This is a genomic window from Ignavibacteria bacterium (genome assembly GCA_025612375.1).
In the GTDB taxonomy this organism is placed as follows: Bacteria; Bacteroidota; Ignavibacteria; order Ignavibacteriales; family SURF-24; genus JAAXKN01.
In genome coordinates this window covers 23456-40731 of the sequence record JAAXKN010000008.1, presented here as the reverse complement: position 1 = coordinate 40731, position 17276 = coordinate 23456, and the positions used below count along the sequence as shown (strand labels likewise).

Sequence of the window (17276 nt, the reverse complement as noted above, 5' to 3'; positions counted from 1 at the left end):
CACCTTTTAGTTATTACTGTACTTCTTTTTAAGCAACGAACTTTATTGACTTAATAAGCTCCTTGTGGAAGTGGGAGTTTATCTTGTCTATAATTATTTTTTGCCTGAATTTCAGTTCGCTCCTCAAGACCGAATTCTCGACCTTGAGATAGAGAACCTGCTTGTCTACCTTTTTTGCCTTTGCCAGCTTTTTAAGGTCGGGAAATAGTTCATAGAACTTATCAACGACCTCCGCACTCTGTATAAATGCTCTTAAGTTGGCTAAAGTTTCATCTTTTTGAAAAACTTCCGAAAAACTTTTTGCATCAGGCATATGTGGCCTGTCCGTCTTTAACTTTTATTAAAATGTCGTTTTCCGATTTAGTTAAATAGGAAAAATTTGAAAAATCTGTAAGCGTTACAAACGCCTGCCCGACGTGCCTGAGGTACTCGCTTATCTTAGAAGCCCTCAGTGTGTCGAGCTCTCCGAAGACGTCATCCATGAGAAAAATGGGTACTCTTGAGAGGCTGTCTTTCAGATAAAAAAACTGTGCAAAGCGCAGCATAATCTGAAATGTTTTATTCTGCCCCTGCGAGCCGTATTTTTTCAAATTCACCCCGTTGATGCTGAAATCAAAGTCGTCCCTGTGCGGCCCGACCAGGTTAGTGCCCCGCCTGATTTCATCATCCCGCTTTTTACCTAAGAGCTCCAGAAACCTTGCCTCAACATTTACTCCATCTGCAAGTCCGTCCAGGTACTGATAAAGTACCGTCGGGTTTTCCAGGCTTCCCATGATATTTTTGTAAGAACTTTCCACGTAGACGTTAAAGCTTTCCAGGAAACTGATCCTGTGTTTTATGATCTCAGAGCCCGCCTCGGCAAGCCTTTCCGACCAGGCATCCAGCTGCCCGAATAAACTTCTGTCCCGGGTTTCTTTAATTTGGGATAAAAGAGAGGATCTCTGGCGCAGTGTACGGTTGTATTCCAGAAGAATCTGCAAATATGTTTCGCTGGACTGAGAGATTACAGAATCTATAAATTTTCTTCTGTCGCCGGGGGATCCCTGTGTTATGGAGTGATCCTCGGGAGTCAGAATTACAACAGGGTACTTTCCGATAACGTTTGCCGCACGGAAGACCTGTTTGCCATCCACAAAAAAATACTTCTTGTTATCCGGTGCCGTATAATATACTCTGACGTTATTATCAGTCAGGCCCTTAAATGTACCTTTGACCTCAAAGTAATTGTCATTAAAGTTTACAACCTCGCTGTCGGTAACAGAGTTGTACCCCTTGGTCGTACACAAATAATAGATCGCCTCTAAAATAGAAGTCTTCCCCTGTCCGTTTCCTCCTACTATGTAATTTATACCGTTAGAAAACTCAATTTGTGTATCTAAATGAATTCTAAAATTCTTTAGCAGTATGGATTCTAATTTCATTCCGCTCCGGCGGATTTACAATTTAATTGTTTAAGCGAACAGGCATTAAAAGCATCATCAGTTCCTCGTTCTCCCTGTTCTTCACGGGCTCAATTATAACGGCCTTTGTTGGAGAATGAAGCCTGAAGGTAATCTCTTCCTCGCCTGAAAGATGGCTTATGACGTCATTTACATACGCCGAATTAAAGCCTATATCCATCGGTTCGCCCGAATACTCGCACTGTATGTTTTCCTTTGCAAAGGCACCCAGGTCCAGATCCTCGGCTGAAACCTCAAGGTTGTCCTTTGATATGGCAAATTTTACCTTTCTGGAATTTGAAGGTGAAAACAGGAGCATTCTTTTTACGGTTGAAAGCAGGTCCTGATTCTTAATCTTCATCTTGTTTTCATTTTCAAGAGGAATAACGCTCCTGTAGTCGGGGTATTTCTGCCCGATGAGCCTTGTTATAAACTCCAGGTCGCCGACCCTGAAAGAGATGTGTGTCTTGCTTAAGAGCATTTTTACGTCTTTTTCATCCAGAATTTTCACCAAAACTGAAATAGCCCTTTCAGGAATTATATACTGCTCGTTAAAGCGGAGGCTGATGTTTTTCTTGAAGAGGTTAACCAGCCTGTGGCCGTCTGTGGTAACGAACCTGAGACCGTCATCCTGAAATTCCAGGAGGGTTCCCATCATTGCCGGGCGCATATCCTCTTTGCTCATTGCAAATGAGGTCTGTTCAATTGCCTTTTTCAGTTCACCTCCCGTAATGTCCACTTCTCCTATGCGTTCTGTATCAATATCCCCGGCCGGGAAAGCGGGTATATCGGGAAATTCCTCGGGCATGAGATAACTAATAGTGTAAACACCATTATCGGTCTTTAAGTTTATTTTTCCGCTGCCGGAAATGTCAAAAATTATGGTAGTTTCCTGCAGTGAACGGACTATATCAAAAAGGAGGCGTGCAGGTACAACCAGCCTCATATTTTCTTCGGTTACTACGTTTAATGATGATTTTAAGGCTATCTCCAGATCGGTAGCATAAATGGTAAGCAATCCGTCCTTTAAGTCGAATAAAAAGTTCTCCAGGATAGGCATAGGTGTGCGGTTTGGGACGGCCGGAATTATTTTCGTCAGCAGTTTTTCCAGTGACTTACTGTTTACCTTAAATTCCATTTTTTTCTCCAAATTAAAGTGTAAAAATATCATTTTTTAACCTCACTTTCAATGCGAATCGTGAGGTATTAAGTCGTGTTATCAACAATCCACAGGCTTATATTTATTATTATTTATGTTTTTAAAATAATTAATAAATTTAATAATAGTGTTAATATGTGGATAACTCAAAATGCCGTGGATTCGGCTCAAATTCCGCGTTTTTAAACGTTTTTAAATGTGGACAACTTCAGGCTAACTTTGAGTAATTAACACTGTGTGAATAAGGGGTGTTTTATCCACACCATTTCCACTGTTTATCCACAGCTTGTCCACATAAGTTTTGTGGAAATCCACATTAAAAGAACACTTGTTTCGGGGTAGTTTCCAGGGGCTGTTTTTGGGTAGAATAAGCCCTCCTCTACCCCGTTTTCAGGCCCCGCAGGGGCCGTTTTTTTTTTAGGATACGCTCATCTCTATTTTGTTCTTTATCGTATCCACGGTCTCCTTCAGCGTCTGGTCTTCATCCATCATCTGCTCCATGCTCGAAAAGGCATGAATTACCGTTGAGTGGTCCCTTCCCCCAAAGTGGAGCCCAATTGTCTTTAGGGACGACTTTGTGAGCTTTTTGGACAGGTACATTGCAATCATGCGCGCCTGTACGACCTCTTTTTTGCGGTTTTTGTCCCTCAGCTTGTCTTCTTCAACGTTCAGTGTCTCGCAGACAATCTTGGTAATGTATTCAATTGAAATATTAACCTTCCTGTCGGTTGCAATCTCACGGACAGTTTTCTTTGCCAGCTCAATATTTATCTCTTTTGAGCTCAGTGAAGCGTTTGCCAGGAGCTTTATCAGGCAGCCTTCAAGTTCACGTATGTTGGATGTGATATTAATTGCAATATATTCCAGTATTTCAGGAGAAAGGCTTATTCCGTAGTTTTCGCTTTTTTTCTTTAATATGGCTATTCTGGTTTCAAAGTCAGGCGGTTGAACGTCAGCTGTAAGGCCCCACTGGAAGCGCGAAATGAGCCTTTCATTCAGGCCTTTCAGGTCTTTAGGGGGTTTATCGCTGGAAAGTATGATCTGCTTGCCCGACTGGTGAAGTGTGTTGAAAATATGGAAGAATAAGTCCTGCGTTTTTTCTTTATTTATGAGGAACTGGATATCATCTATTATGAGGGCATCCATGCTTTTATAGAAGTTGGAGAATTCATTTACTTTATTTGACTGTATGGCTTCAACAAATTCAACAGTAAAGATGTCGCTGGAGAGGTAAATAACCCTTTTTTGTGGGTAATTGCTTAATATTTTGTTTCCAATTGCCTGCATGAGGTGTGTTTTGCCAAGCCCTACGCCCCCGTATATAAACAAAGGGTTAAAGGATGTTTCGCCCGGGTTATCCCCAATTGCAATAGCTGCAGCGCGGGCAAGCTGGTTTCCCTCCCCCTTTATAAAGTTGTCAAAAGTGTAGCGGCTGTTCAAATAAGATTCAAAAGGAGGTTTTTTATCCTGTTCGGGAGCAGCATGCGTAACCGGTTCCGGTTTTTCGGGGGCTGTTTCCCGTCCGAGTTCTATCTCGGGCACTTCGTTCTCCTCAGAGATCACATAAGCGAGCTTTGCCTCAGAGCCTATTATCTGCCTTATGGTCTTGTTTATCAGGGTGTTATAGTGCTCATCAATCCACTCTATAAAGAAGTTGTTAGGCACCTGAATCTTTAATGTCAGGTTATCCAGGTGAAGAGGTTTGATGGGCAGGAACCACGTATTGTAGGTTATAAGGGGGACGTTTTCCCTGATGACTTTTAAGCATTCTTTCCAAATTATTTTAGGATCGCTACTTACGGCTTCTGTAGCAAAGTTTTCAGCATTATTCATAGTTATTAACATTTAAAATGGGTTAAAAATTGAAAATTCTAAAGATTCTGGCGTTTTTCCACAATCCCCCACAAATTGTCAACAAGTTATCCACATTAATGTGGAAAAGTTAAGTTATTGAAAAATAAGCATTTACAGACACTCTCTTGGTTTCACTCACAGTTATCCACATTTTCAAAATGTGATCTGTGTATCATTGAGTATGTGAAACGGTTTCACGTTAAAAAGTTATTCACAAGTTATCCACACTTATTAACATTCTTTGGGGGAATGAAAAATAGATAGATTTTTCTGCCTGTGCAAATTAATTATTAAGAAAATTCTCTAAGTCATTATGCCGGAATAAGATAAAATTTTATATATTTCATGCTTTGATCTTTCTTAAAAGCGGAAGTACATTCATAACAAAAATATCGGGGTAAAATGTGGATAACTTGAATGTGGATAACTTAAAGGTGGTTATTACCGGCGGAGCCGGTTTTATAGGAAGTCATATTGCCGAGTACTGGATTGCCAGGGGTGCAGATGTGCACGTCATAGATAACCTGAGGAGCGGCCACCTGAAGAATGTGACGCTGTTTCCAAAAATAAACTTTCACCGCGGAAGCATAACAGACAGGGATCTTGTTTTTTCTGTTCTTGAGGGTGCAACCTACGTCCATCACCTGGCCGCAATGATTTCTGTACCTGAATCGGTAGTGAAGCCCGTGGAATGCGTTGAGATTAACGTACTGGGGCTTCTAAACGTGCTTGAGGCTGCAAGGCAGCATAATGTAAGGAAAGTCGTCCATTCGAGCTCTGCGGCCGTTTACGGCGATAATCCCGAAAGCCCGAAATTTACTACAATGCGCCCTATGCCCAAGAGTCCCTACGGCATTACAAAACTTGACGGCGAGTACTACCTGGAAATGTACAGGGAAAGCTTTAATCTGGGGACGGTTTCCTTAAGATACTTTAATGTATTCGGGCCCAGGCAGGACCCCCAGAGCCAGTATGCAGCAGCTATTCCCATATTTGTCAGCAAGGCGCTTAAAAATGAACCGATTACAATTTATGGCGACGGAGAGCAGACACGCGACTTTGTTTTTGTTAAGGATGTTGTAAATGCAAACGTCATTGCGGCAGCGAACCCTCAGGCGCACGGGGTCTTTAATGTTGCAAACGGGGCGTCTATTACTATAAAGGAGCTTGCTGAACTTATAATTAAAGAAACAGGAAGCCGGAGCAGGATCGTTTTTGAGCCTGAAAGGCCCGGCGACATAAAGCACAGCCTGGCCTCAATAAAGGATACCGTTGAAGGCCTGGGCTTTAAGCCTGAGTTCAACCTTATTGACGGCCTAAAGGAAACAATATCCTACTTTGTAAATGAATTCAGCCAGGAAAAGGCCTGAAATTCATCCCTCCGGATTTAATCGTATTTTTTTATTTCGGAAAATCTGCTTTATTAATTATAGAGAAAGAATTTCTGAAAACGGAAAAATTAAAAAAGGAAGATGACAATTCCCCAAGAGGTTCTTCATCTTCCTTTTTGTCTCCTTCTTTTTGCACGTGTCCAGTATCTTTTCCGGAAATCATTGAATAATAATGTTCGTTTATATATAAGACGGAAATTTCATGGAACGTAAGCAAATAAGTATCCTCCAGATAGAGGATAATCCGGGTGACGTGCGTCTGATAAAGGAAATGCTGAAGGAAGTTAAATCCCCGGGCTGTTTACTAAGGCATGCTTCGGATCTGGCCTCAGGAATAGAATTCCTGAAAAGCCAAGAATTTGACCTCATACTTCTGGACCTCGGGCTGCCCGACAGCATGGGGCTCTCGACGCTGGAGAAAATTCACTCCATTAATTCTATTATTCCCATTGTTATTATGACAGGTCTTGATGACGAGGAACTTGGGCTTAAGGCCGTTAAGACCGGAGCGCAGGATTACCTGGTCAAATCTGAAATTGACCCTGACATTTTAATCCGCTCCATCCGTTATGCAATTGAAAGAAAAAGAATTGACGAAAAGCTGAGGCGCAGCGAAGAACGCTTCCGCTCGACATTCGACCAGGCAGCCGTCGGGCTGGCACACGTATCGCTCGTGGGCGACTGGCTGAGGGTTAATGAGAAGCTCAGTAATATTCTGGGGTACAGCCCCGCCGAACTCCTCGGCATGAACTGCCTTAAGATGACGCATCCTGATGACCTGCCGGAAGACGCAAGAAATATAGACCTCCTGCTTAAATATAAGACAAAAACCTACACAATTGAAAAACGCTACCAGCATAAAAACGGCCAGTACGTCTGGTGCCAGTTGACGCGCTCACTTGTAGAGGAAAGCCCCGAGGCTCCAAAGTACTTTCTTTCTGTAATTCAGGACATATCAAAAAGAAAGCAGACAGAGCTTGCACTCCTGGATTCGGAGCAGAGGCTAAGGACCATCTTCAGGGAGTCCCCTTCGGCTATTGTTATAACCTCCATGGCTGACGGGCGCTACATAGACATTAATGAGGCCTTCCAGCGCATTACAGGTTACAGCCGAACGGAAATAATTGGCCGCAGAATTTCAGAAGTCGATATCTTTGCAAATCCCTCGGACAGGAGGAATATATATAAGGCGATTGAAAAAAACGGGGAAATCCGTAATATGGAATTTGAGTTCCGCCTTAAGTCGGGAGACTTAGCAACAGGCCTCCTTCAGGCGACGGTACTGAATATTGAAAGCGAACCGCAGATGCTTTCTGTTGTAACCGACATAACAGAACGCAAACAGGCCATGATTCAGATTCAGCAGTATGTGGATGAACTCCAGGCAAACAAGGTTACTTTAGAGAACAATGCCCGCGAGATGAATGAACTGAACCAGAAGCTTAAGGAATTAAATACGAGCAAGGACAAGTTCTTCTCCATCGTGGCGCACGACTTAAGGAGTCCTTTTTCTGCCCTGCTGGGCTTTTCGGAATACATGTACAAACACATCGAGGAACTCACTCCCGATGAGATAAAGGATTTTTCATTCAGAATATATAAATCGCTTAACAGCCTCCTTAAGCTCATTGAAAACCTCCTTCAGTGGGCGAGGATTCACACGGGCAAGATGGAGTTCGCTCCCGCTCTTTTCAGCCTCAATGATCTTTTAGACGAGATACTGAACGTATACAATATGAATGCCGCCCGGAAAAACATTAAGATCCTCTGTAGCCCCGATCAGCAGTATAGCCTCTTTGCCGACAAGGACATGATGGACAGCGTTCTGAGGAACCTGCTTTCAAATGCAATTAAGTTTACTTCTTCCGGCGGCGAAATCAGAATTTCAGCAAGGAAGGCCTCGCCTTATGTTGAGGTCAGTGTATCGGATACAGGGATCGGCATAGACAAGGATGACATTGAGCGTATGTTCAGGATAGATGAAACGATGACGCGCGAGGGAACGGAAAAGGAAAAAGGAACGGGGCTGGGGCTTGTCCTTTGCCGTGAGTTTGTGGAGATGAACGGGGGCACGATCAGCGTTGAGAGTGAAATTGGAAAAGGAAGCACATTCCGTTTTACTGTGCCCGGGGAATACTTAAAATAAAAAAAGCGCCTGTATGACGGGAATACTTTTCATCCCCTCAAAAGGCGCTTAATAAAAACCCAAAAGTAATTATTTTTTTACTTTACAGTCTTCAAGTAAAACGGAGTATGAATACCCTGCCCCGAAATCCTTGTTTACAGAAACTTTTCCCTCTACTGTAATAACGCTTCCCACCTGGGCTTCATCGGTGCTGGTAACTAAAAGATCATAGTTGCCCTGGCTGTTTGTTCCATCCTGTATGTGTATCCAGTTTTTACCCATAATGCCGGCGTTATATTTTACAACCTTGCCGCGTACAGTAACAGGCTTGCCGCTTAAGGATTCCTTCTGTGCGTAAACTTCGGCTACAGTTTTTCCGCCCTTTACAGGATCGACCTTAACCTGTTCCTGATCGGTTTTTACCTGCGGGTGGGCGCCCATGGTAGGCTGTGCAAGCTGACCGTTTTTAGCGACGTCGGAGACAAAGAGTATTGTTTCCCACGTGCGGTTTAAGGTTTCGCTGTGGAAGTTCTTCATTTCCATCGATTTTGCAAACTGTACCGTCTCCCCTTTTTCTATCTGCATCTGCGGAGCGGCAATCCAGTAAGTGTTTCCGTTTTCTTCAAGCTGAAGGTAACTGTAATTTGAAGCGTTTATTTTATCTATAACTTTACCTGTGTGGACCCCCTGGGCCGAGACAGGTTTTGAATCTTCTTTTTTACTGCATGCCGTGAGGCTTAAGAGCGCCACAGCCAGGAATACGATTAAAGAGCGTTTCATCTGTTCTCCATTAATAATTGTTAAATTCCGGCGTTAAGATACAAAAAAGAAATTAAAACATCTTTCCTATTTTAGGGATAAAATTAGCTCCCTGTCAAGAGGCAGCCAGTGATATTTTGTTCGCGGCAATGAGGTTTATTGCGGATTTGTCTTATCCCCTCAGTTTGTCCAGCAGGTGGTTGAGGTTCTGTACCTCCTCATGGTCCAAAGTAGAAAGCCTTCCTTCCAGCAGGTGCTCCATAGCATCTATTTTTTTTAAGAGTTCCAGCCCCTTTGGAGTTATCATTACGTCAACGTTCCGTCTGTCCTTGGGACAAATGGTTCTTTCGACGAGCTCCTTTGCCCTCAGCTTTTCTACAATTCTTGAAGCGTCAGACATCTTGTCCAGCATGCGTTCTTTGATTAGTTTTATGGTTGCAGGATTTGGATGCTGCCCCCTCAGTATACGGAGCACATTATACTGCTGCATTGTAATGCCGTGGGGCTTCAGTATATCCGTCTGCTGTGAGGCAATCCAGTTGTTTGTATATATAATATTTACCAGCGCCTTATGGTATTGGCTGGAAAAGTGTTTTTGTTTTATTTCTTCTTCTAAACGCATTTGCTCTTTTAACCGGATGCCGTTTAATTCTAAATCTTCGTTCATCATAATAATTTTCTTAAATTACACAGTAATGTCAATAATCAGTTTATTCAATTTCATTATTCCTCTTTTTGTGGAACTTCAATCTTTTCCGGCTCCAGGCTGGCAGGCGTTCCGAATTTTCCGCTGAATACAATTTCACTTAACGGCTTTCTTTGTCTTGGAGCGTTTTCCCTCACCTTCAGGTTTTCAGGCAAGTCGCTTTCTTCCGATTTATAGCCAACAGCAAAAACGATTGCAGGTTCAAAATTTTCAGGGATGTCAAAGAGTTCCCTTAATATTAAAGGATTAAATCCCCCCATCTGCCTGACATAAAGGTTTCTGGATGTCGCCTGAAGCGTCAGGTTTGTCACCGCGCTCGAAAGGTCGTAGAACGCATACTTGTTTAACTTTTTGTCTATGCCGCGGTCCAGCTTTGCTACGCCCACAATTAAGAGTGGTGCATGTTTAGCCCAGACCTTATTTCCCTCGGCAAGAGAGCTGAAAATTTTCCAGTAGTTTTCCGGGTCATTTTTACCCGCGATAATAAACCTCCAGGGCTGTTCATTTCCCCCCGAGGGCGCCCAGCGGGCTGCTTCAAAAAGCGATAGAATTACGTCGCCGTCGATCAGTTCTTCAGAAAAAGTTCTCGTGCTGTATCGTTTCTTAATTAAATCGTGTACCATGGTGCCTTTCTTAAAGTTCTGCGGGATAGAGCTGCTATCCCGCGTGAGGTCAATTCTTACTTACTAAATTACTTCTGTTTTACGATTTCAACGTCGCAGTTGATAGTTATTGTCTTACCCACTACTGCTCCGCCCGTCTCAATAAGGGCGTTCCACTTAAGCCCGTAATCGAAGCGGTTTAAGCTTCCCTTTACGTTAAAGCCTGCCCTCAGGTTCCCGTAAGGATCCATGATGAGTCCGCCGAAGGTGACGTCCAGGTCTATTGTTTTTGTTACGTCCCTTATTGTCAGGTCGCCTCTCATCTTAAAGTTTTCGTCGTCAATTTTTTCAATCGAGGTCTTTACAAAGCGGATCTCCTTAAAGTTTTCCGCGCCGAAGAAATCCTCGCTTTTAAGGTGCGTGTCGCGGTCAGCTACTCCGGTGTCTATGCTTTGTGCATTAATTGTAAATTCGATGTCACTGTCCTGAAATTTTTCATTTTTAACTCTCATCTTGAGGTCGTAGTCCTTAAACTCTCCTGCCACGTGTGCAATTACCATATGCCTTGCCGAGAACTGAATTCTTGTATGTGTCCTGTCCAGGTTCCAGGTTCCGACGATCGATTCTTTCTTTGTAGCTTCCATTTTTTTTCCTCCTTGTTAAATGACTTTGTTGTAATTAAAACAAATGTTGTAACATTTAAAGTTTCCACACATAATAATTTCGTTAAAGATTTTTCTCTTCAGAATTGAAATTAAAAACCTGGGACTCAAAAACAAGAGAAGAATATCCGGTTATAATTTGTAAGACAAGGCTCATGAAGTATTCCCTATTCTGAATTCTTTTCTTTAATTTTAATAAACCAATTATTTAAGAGGAGCTAACAAAATGAAGTACTTATACTTTTTGCCGCTGATGTTTCTTTTTGCCCCCCTTCTTTTAAGAGCGCAGGACGCCGTTAAGTTTGACGACTATTTTATTGATAAGACTATGCGGGTGGACTACTTTCATATAGGGGATTCGAAAAGTGAAATTGTAACCGTGGACAGGATTTTTCAGCAGGGGATCTGGGCCGGGAGCAGGAAAAACCTGATTGATAACTTTAATAACGGAAAATACTATTATAAGGTTTATGACGCGGCCTCGGGAAGCCTCATCTTCTCCAAAGGCTTCGACAGCTACTTCGGCGAATATAAAACAGGCGACCAGGCCCTTAAAGGAATTCAAAAGACCTACCATGAATCGGCACTCCTGCCATTTCCTAAAAATAAGATCAGGTTTACTGTTGAAGTAAGGAACAGGCAAAATGAGCTGAAGCCCTTCTTTGAAGAGGTAATTGACCCTAAGGACTGGACGATCTTGCGCGAGGAGCCAATGGATAAAAGCGTTAAGGTTGTAAAACAGGTCTATAACGGCGACCCGCATACGAAGGTGGATGTTGTTGTTCTTGCCGAGGGATATACGGCACAGGAGGAGAAGAAATTCAGGCGTGACCTTAAAAAGTTCTCGGACATTTTCTTTAATAAAGAGCCTTATAAGACTCACAAGAGTGATTTTAATTTTTACGGTGTCTTTAAGCCTTCTGAAGAAAGCGGCTCAGATGAGCCGGATCACCTCTCATTTAAGAATACTGTCCTTAATTCTACATTCTACTCGCTTGGCTCTGAGCGATATCTTTTAACGGAAGACAATAAGTCGATGCGCGACATGGCAGCCCACGTGCCTTATGACGCCATCTATATAATGGTTAACCACAAGCGCTACGGGGGCGGAGGCATATATAATCTCTTCTGCACATTTACTACAGACAACCAGTGGCATGAATATGTATTCCTGCATGAGTTCGGGCATTCCTTTGCCGGGCTGGCCGATGAGTACTACACTTCTGACGTGGCATATAATGAGTTCTACCCCAAGGGAGTTGAACCGGTTGAGCCTAACATTACGGCGCTCTTAAACCCGCAGGACTTAAAGTGGAAGTCCTTAATTACTCCCGGAATTGAAATTCCTACTCCATGGGAAAAATCGGGCTACGACAGCCTGGACCTTTCATACCAGAAGGTGAGACGCGAACTGAACCAGAAAATTGCAGAAATGAAACGCAATGGTGCTCCTGAAAAAGAGGTGGCTAAAGTGGAAGATGAAGCAGAGAAGCTTTCAAAAGTAAGTGCAGACAGAACCGATAAGTACCTTCAGGAAAGCAGGTATTGGGGTAAAGTCGGGGCCTTCGAAGGCGCAGGCTACGCTTCAAAAGGACTTTACCGCTCCATGCTCGACTGCCTTATGTTCAGCAAGGGAAACAAGCCCTTCTGCAGGGTTTGCGATGAAGCGGTAGTAAATGTAATTAAGCATTATACTGAATCAGTAGTGTCCGGACGTTGAATTTTTAAAACGCCGTAACTACTTGTAATTTAATAAAATAGAAGGAAAATTAGTCGTTCCCGATTTGAATTGAAAATTGCTTAATTTGATGCTTTTCAAAGAATTATTAAGAAGAGCATCAAAAGTGAATAATGGCAAAACAGTATTTTCTCAGTTGATCGACTATGTTCCTTTTCATGAATTTCAAAAATGTGTCAATCGATATAAAGGTAATTACAAGGTAAAATCATTTACGTGCTGGGAACAGTTTCTGGTCATGGCTTTTGCACAGCTTACATACCGTGAAAGTCTTCGTGACATTGAAACATGTTTAAGAGCAATGCAAAGTAAACTATATCACATGGGAATAAAGAGTAAAATATCCAGAAGCACAATCTCTGATGCAAATGAAACAAGAGACTTCAGAATATATCAGGATTTTGCCCATGTGCTTATTACACATGCACGTGACCTTTATAAAGATGACAATGAATTTATTTCCGAACTGAATTCAACTGTTTATGCTCTTGATGCAACAACAATTGACCTGTGTTTATCACTCTTCCCCTGGGCTCACTTTCGCGAGCACAAAGGAGCAGTAAAGATGCATACTCTTTTAGACCTTAATGGCAATATACCCTCATTTATAAAGGTTACAACGGGCCTTGTTCATGAAGTCAACATCTTAGATGAACTGCCCTTTGAACCAGGAGCTTATTACATCATGGACAGAGGCTATATTGATTTTGAAAGATTATATAACCTCAATCTAAGTCATGCATTTTTTATAACAAGGGCCAAAACTAATTTTGATTTCAGGAGAATTTATTCGAACACAGTTGACCGTAAGACCGGACTTATCTGTGATCAGACGATTTCACTTTCAGGATTTTATTCTTCTATTCATTATCCAGATAAACTAAGAAGAATAAAATACTTTGATGAAAAGACAGAAAAGAACCTTACGTTTCTGACAAATAATTTTATTCTTAAGGCCCTTGTTGTAGCTCAACTTTACAAAGAACGATGGCAGATAGAGCTTTTCTTCAAATGGATTAAACAGCATTTAAGAATAAAATCATTTTATGGAACAAGTGAAAATGCTGTAAAGACTCAAATCTGGATTGCAGTCAGCATTTATCTTCTGGTTGCAATTGTAAAGAAAAAGCTTAAAATCAATTTGTCACTTTACACTTTTCTACAGATTTTAAGTGTGTCAATTTTTGAAAGAACCCCGATTTTACAGCTTGTAAACGGGATCGATTACACAAATTTTAACCATGATCCGGCTAACCAGTTGAATTTATTCAACTTATAACCGGACAGTAGTGATACTGAATAATGCTTAAAAAGCGGTGGATTTGTTTTTGTATATTAATATTTTGGTGCTTTTAATTATCTTTGTGAATTCATAAGTTTAGCTCTTTATTTTTAAAAAGTAATATTATATATGTTTTCAATTATAGTTTATTTATTTGCGATTGTTCTGGCTAATATGACCGTGCTCTGGTTCGGTCCTATTTCAACGCCCATAAATGCGTTTTTCTTAATCGGCCTGGATCTTACACTGCGCGACAGGCTTCATGAAAAATGGATGGGAAATAACCTGTGGCTTAAAATGTTTCTTTTAATTGCAGGAGGTTCCGCTCTTACCTATATAATTAACAGGAACGCCGGTCCCATTGCCCTTGCAAGCGTCGTATCGTTTGCAGTTGCAGCCTTTGCGGATGCATTTATTTATTCGAAACTTTTAAGCAGGTCTTTCATGGTTAAATCCAACGGATCGAACCTGGCAGGCTCTCTTATGGATTCGTTCTTGTTCCCTACTCTTGCTTTCGGCCACATAATGCCGTGGGTTATAATGGGGCAGTTCACGGCTAAAATCGGAGGCGGGTTTATCTGGTCGCTTCTGCTGAATAAGCACAAAAGGAGTAAAGAGCTGGCTGAAGAGAAATCTTCAAACTAAATATATTTAGGTTAAAATATTCTGTATTAAAAAAGGCCGCTTAAGTTAGCGGCCTTTTTGTTGATTATATTATACCTCTTTTACCGGTTCCTGTTTGTGGAATTCCAGTTTGCCTCTGTCTCCCAAGGTTACCCCAATTGTATCCCCCGCCTGGAAGGTTCCCATTAGCAGCTGCGTGGAAAGAGGATTGATAAGGTAATTCTGTATCGTCCTTTTAAGAGGCCTTGCGCCGTAGGTGACGTCGTAGCCTATTGTAGAAAGCCAGTCTTTTGCTTCATCGTCAACAGTAATGTGAATGTCTTTATCATGGAGCATCTTGTCTACCTTTTCAAGCTGTATGTCTACAATCCGGCGGAGCTCCGGTTTAAGCAGCGGCTTAAATAGTACTACTTCATCAATACGGTTTAAGAACTCCGGCCTTATGGTTTTTCTCAGCATGTCCACAAGTTTTACCCTCAGGTCATCCAGCACATACGACGCATTCTCTTCCGTCATCGTCTCCAGTTTTTCCTGTATCAAATGGCTTCCAAGGTTTGAAGTCATGATGATAATTGTATTCTTGAAGTTGACTGTTCTTCCCTGGTTGTCTGTAAGGCGTCCGTCATCTAAGACCTGAAGAAGAATATTAAACACATCAGGATGCGCTTTTTCAATTTCGTCCAGAAGTATTACAGAGTATGGACGTCTTCTTACGGCCTCAGTAAGCTGTCCTCCTTCTTCGTATCCCACATATCCCGGAGGTGCACCAATAAGTCTTGAGACCGAGAACTTCTCCATATATTCCGACATGTCAATTCTTACCATTGCGTGCTCGTCGTCGAACAAGAATTCAGCTAGAGCTCTTGCAAGTTCGGTTTTCCCGACGCCTGTTGTGCCGAGGAATATAAACGATCCTATTGGGCGGTTAACGTCCTGCAGTCCTGTGCGTGAACGCCTGATGGCGTTTGCAACAGCAATGACGGCAGCTTCCTGCCCCACTACTCTCCTGTGGAGTTCATCTTCCATTCTGAGGAGCTTGCTCCTTTCACTTTCAAGCATGCGCTGAACAGGTATGCCTGTCCACTTGGCTACTACTTCTGCGATGTCTTCGGGTTCAACTTCCTCCTTCAGCATTTTGTGCTGGTGCTGGATTTCCGAGAGCTGTGCCGATTCCTGTTTTAATTTTTTCTCAAGGCTTGCAATTGTGCCGTATCTTAGTTCTGCAACTTTTCCCAGATCGCTTTCGCGCTCGTATTGTTCGGCCTGAAGCTTTGCGTTTTCAATCTCGCTCTTCATTTTCTGTATCTGCTGAATCTTATCTTTCTCTAACTGCCAGTGGCTTTTAAGATTATTTCTTTCTTCTGTAAGCCCGCTCATTTCGCGGTTAATGTCTGATATTCTGCGCGATGACTCTTCATCTTTTTCCCTTTCCAGGGCCACCTTTTCAATTTCAAGCTGCTTGATTTTGCGTTCAACATTATCAAGTTCTTCTGGCATTGAATCAATTTCAATTCTGAGTTTTGAAGCCGCTTCATCAATCAGGTCAATTGCCTTATCGGGCAGGAAGCGGTCTGTTATATACCTGTTTGAAAGCTGTACTGCAGCTACAATTGCGGCGTCGGTTATTCTTACGCCGTGGTGGACTTCGTAGCGTTCCTTGAGTCCTCTTAATATTGATATCGCGTCTTCCTCTGACGGCTCACCAACAAGCACAGGCTGGAAGCGTCTTTCCAAAGCTGCATCTTTTTCGATGTACTTTTTATATTCATTCAGAGTTGTTGCTCCTATTGCATGAAGCTCTCCTCTTGCAAGTGCGGGCTTAAGTATGTTTGCCGCATCCATTGATCCCTGCACTGCGCCTGCTCCAACAAGCGTATGGAGCTCATCAATAAATAGTATTATTTCACCATTCGAATCCTGTACTTCTTTTATTACAGCTTTAAGCCTTTCCTCAAACTGCCCGCGGAATTGTGTACCTGCAACGAGTGCTCCTAAGTCGAGGGCCATGATTTTTTTAGTCTTAAGATTTTCAGGTACGTCGCCGCTCACAATTCTGTGTGCAATGCCTTCGGCTATTGCAGTTTTACCCACACCGGGATCCCCTATCAGCACAGGGTTATTTTTAGTCCTGCGCGACAAGACCTGAAGTACCCGTCTTATCTCCTCGTCGCGCCCTATAACGGGATCCAGTTTTCCTGATCTTGCAAGGTCGTTCAGATTGCGTGCATATTTTGTCAGCGCCTGGTATGTGTCCTCGGGGTTCTGTGATGTAACCCTCTGGTTTCCCCTGATATCTTTTAAGGCTGCAAGAAGCGTGTCGTGGTTAACGCCGTAATCGCGCAATAGCTGCCCTGCCTTGCCGTCGCCGTCAACAAGTGCAAGAAGGAGGTGTTCGGTTGAAACAAATTCATCTTTTAAGTTCTTTGCTTCTTCAGCCGCCTGATCGAGGAGGCGTGCCGTCTGCCCTGAAATCTGCTGGTTCCCGGCGCCGGCGCCGGAAACTTTAGGAAGTTTTTCAAGGAGCTCATTTACCTTAAGCTTAAGGTGATTTATGTTTACTTCTGCTTTACGCATGAAGGATACTGCAATGCCTGATTCATCCTGAATCATTGCAGCAAGCAGATGCTCAGGTTCAATAATTTGATTATTGTAATTCTGAGCGATCTCAAGCGCGTTCTGGATTATCTCCTGCGCCTTAACTGTCAGTTTACTAAAATTAAATGCCATAATTTTTTTATCCGCTCTTATTTCAATAAATAAATTAACTATTATACCAAAATAAAATCAATGAGTTTCCGTATGTTGCCGTGTGCTCATTGTATTTTTAATTTCTAATAATAAGAACAAAATTTCGGCTTAAATAAATCCCTGTCCTTTTGTCCCGGCAAGATTTAGAAAAGTAAAAAATATATAAAACTAAAGAAAAATGTTTCAC

14 protein-coding genes are annotated in these 17276 nt (G+C 42.3%); 5 read left to right on the top strand and 9 right to left on the bottom strand.

The annotated features are described in order from the left end of the window. Positions 1-28: 28 nt before the first annotated feature. The 4 genes from HF312_07680 to dnaA all read right to left on the bottom strand — a co-directional run bounded on the left by HF312_07680 (position 29) and on the right by dnaA (position 4443). Complete coding sequence (locus HF312_07680; GenBank protein MCU7520085.1) at positions 29-313, bottom strand: DUF721 domain-containing protein; 285 nt, start codon at positions 311-313, stop codon at positions 29-31. After that, positions 306-1421, bottom strand: coding sequence for a DNA replication/repair protein RecF (locus HF312_07675; protein ID MCU7520084.1), 1116 nt, complete (start codon positions 1419-1421; stop codon positions 306-308). The genes HF312_07680 and HF312_07675 overlap by 8 nt, the downstream gene beginning before the upstream one ends. Before the next feature lie 22 nt (positions 1422-1443). Further along, positions 1444-2577: a DNA polymerase III subunit beta gene (dnaN, locus tag HF312_07670; protein ID MCU7520083.1), complete on the bottom strand. Its 1134-nt coding sequence runs from the start codon at positions 2575-2577 to the stop codon at positions 1444-1446. 438 nt (positions 2578-3015) lie between these two features. After that, positions 3016-4443, bottom strand: coding sequence for a chromosomal replication initiator protein DnaA (gene dnaA, locus HF312_07665; protein MCU7520082.1), 1428 nt, complete (start codon positions 4441-4443; stop codon positions 3016-3018). A 428-nt stretch (positions 4444-4871) separates the two neighbouring features. On the opposite strand from dnaA, the gene HF312_07660 reads away from it, so the two are divergent. Next, a complete protein-coding gene (locus HF312_07660) occupies positions 4872-5822 on the top strand; it encodes an SDR family oxidoreductase (protein ID MCU7520081.1) in 951 nt (316 codons plus the stop codon). 223 nt (positions 5823-6045) lie between these two features. Continuing rightward, complete coding sequence (locus HF312_07655) at positions 6046-7989, top strand: PAS domain S-box protein (protein MCU7520080.1); 1944 nt, start codon at positions 6046-6048, stop codon at positions 7987-7989. 69 nt (positions 7990-8058) lie between these two features. On the opposite strand, the gene HF312_07650 is transcribed toward HF312_07655, so the two are convergent. The 4 genes from HF312_07650 to HF312_07635 all read right to left on the bottom strand — a co-directional run bounded on the left by HF312_07650 (position 8059) and on the right by HF312_07635 (position 10679). After that, entirely contained in the window at positions 8059-8748 is a 690-nt protein-coding gene (locus tag HF312_07650) for a hypothetical protein (GenBank protein ID MCU7520079.1), read from the bottom strand. A gap of 151 nt (positions 8749-8899) precedes the next feature. Further along, positions 8900-9349 carry a MarR family transcriptional regulator gene (locus HF312_07645; GenBank protein ID MCU7520078.1) on the bottom strand — a complete coding sequence of 150 codons (450 nt, stop codon included), beginning with the start codon at positions 9347-9349 and terminating at the stop codon, positions 8900-8902. Positions 9350-9450: 101 nt separating this feature from the next. Then, positions 9451-10056 (bottom strand): nitroreductase, encoded by a 606-nt coding sequence (locus HF312_07640; protein MCU7520077.1) that lies wholly within the window; start codon positions 10054-10056, stop codon positions 9451-9453. Between the two features lie 68 nt (positions 10057-10124). After that, positions 10125-10679, bottom strand: a complete 555-nt coding sequence (locus HF312_07635; GenBank protein MCU7520076.1) for a YceI family protein — start codon at positions 10677-10679, stop codon at positions 10125-10127. A gap of 271 nt (positions 10680-10950) precedes the next feature. Between HF312_07635 and HF312_07630 the strand changes: the two genes are divergently transcribed. The 3 genes from HF312_07630 to HF312_07620 all read left to right on the top strand — a co-directional run bounded on the left by HF312_07630 (position 10951) and on the right by HF312_07620 (position 14362). Continuing rightward, on the top strand, positions 10951-12417 hold the full coding sequence (locus tag HF312_07630) for a peptidase M64 (protein ID MCU7520075.1): 1467 nt from the start codon (positions 10951-10953) through the stop codon (positions 12415-12417). 124 nt (positions 12418-12541) lie between these two features. Next, positions 12542-13714: an IS4 family transposase gene (locus HF312_07625; GenBank protein ID MCU7520074.1), complete on the top strand. Its 1173-nt coding sequence runs from the start codon at positions 12542-12544 to the stop codon at positions 13712-13714. 132 nt (positions 13715-13846) lie between these two features. Further along, a complete protein-coding gene (locus HF312_07620) occupies positions 13847-14362 on the top strand; it encodes a VUT family protein (GenBank protein ID MCU7520073.1) in 516 nt (171 codons plus the stop codon). A gap of 69 nt (positions 14363-14431) precedes the next feature. On the opposite strand, the gene clpB is transcribed toward HF312_07620, so the two are convergent. Next, positions 14432-17068: an ATP-dependent chaperone ClpB gene (gene clpB, locus HF312_07615; GenBank protein MCU7520072.1), complete on the bottom strand. Its 2637-nt coding sequence runs from the start codon at positions 17066-17068 to the stop codon at positions 14432-14434. Positions 17069-17276: the final 208 nt, after the last annotated feature.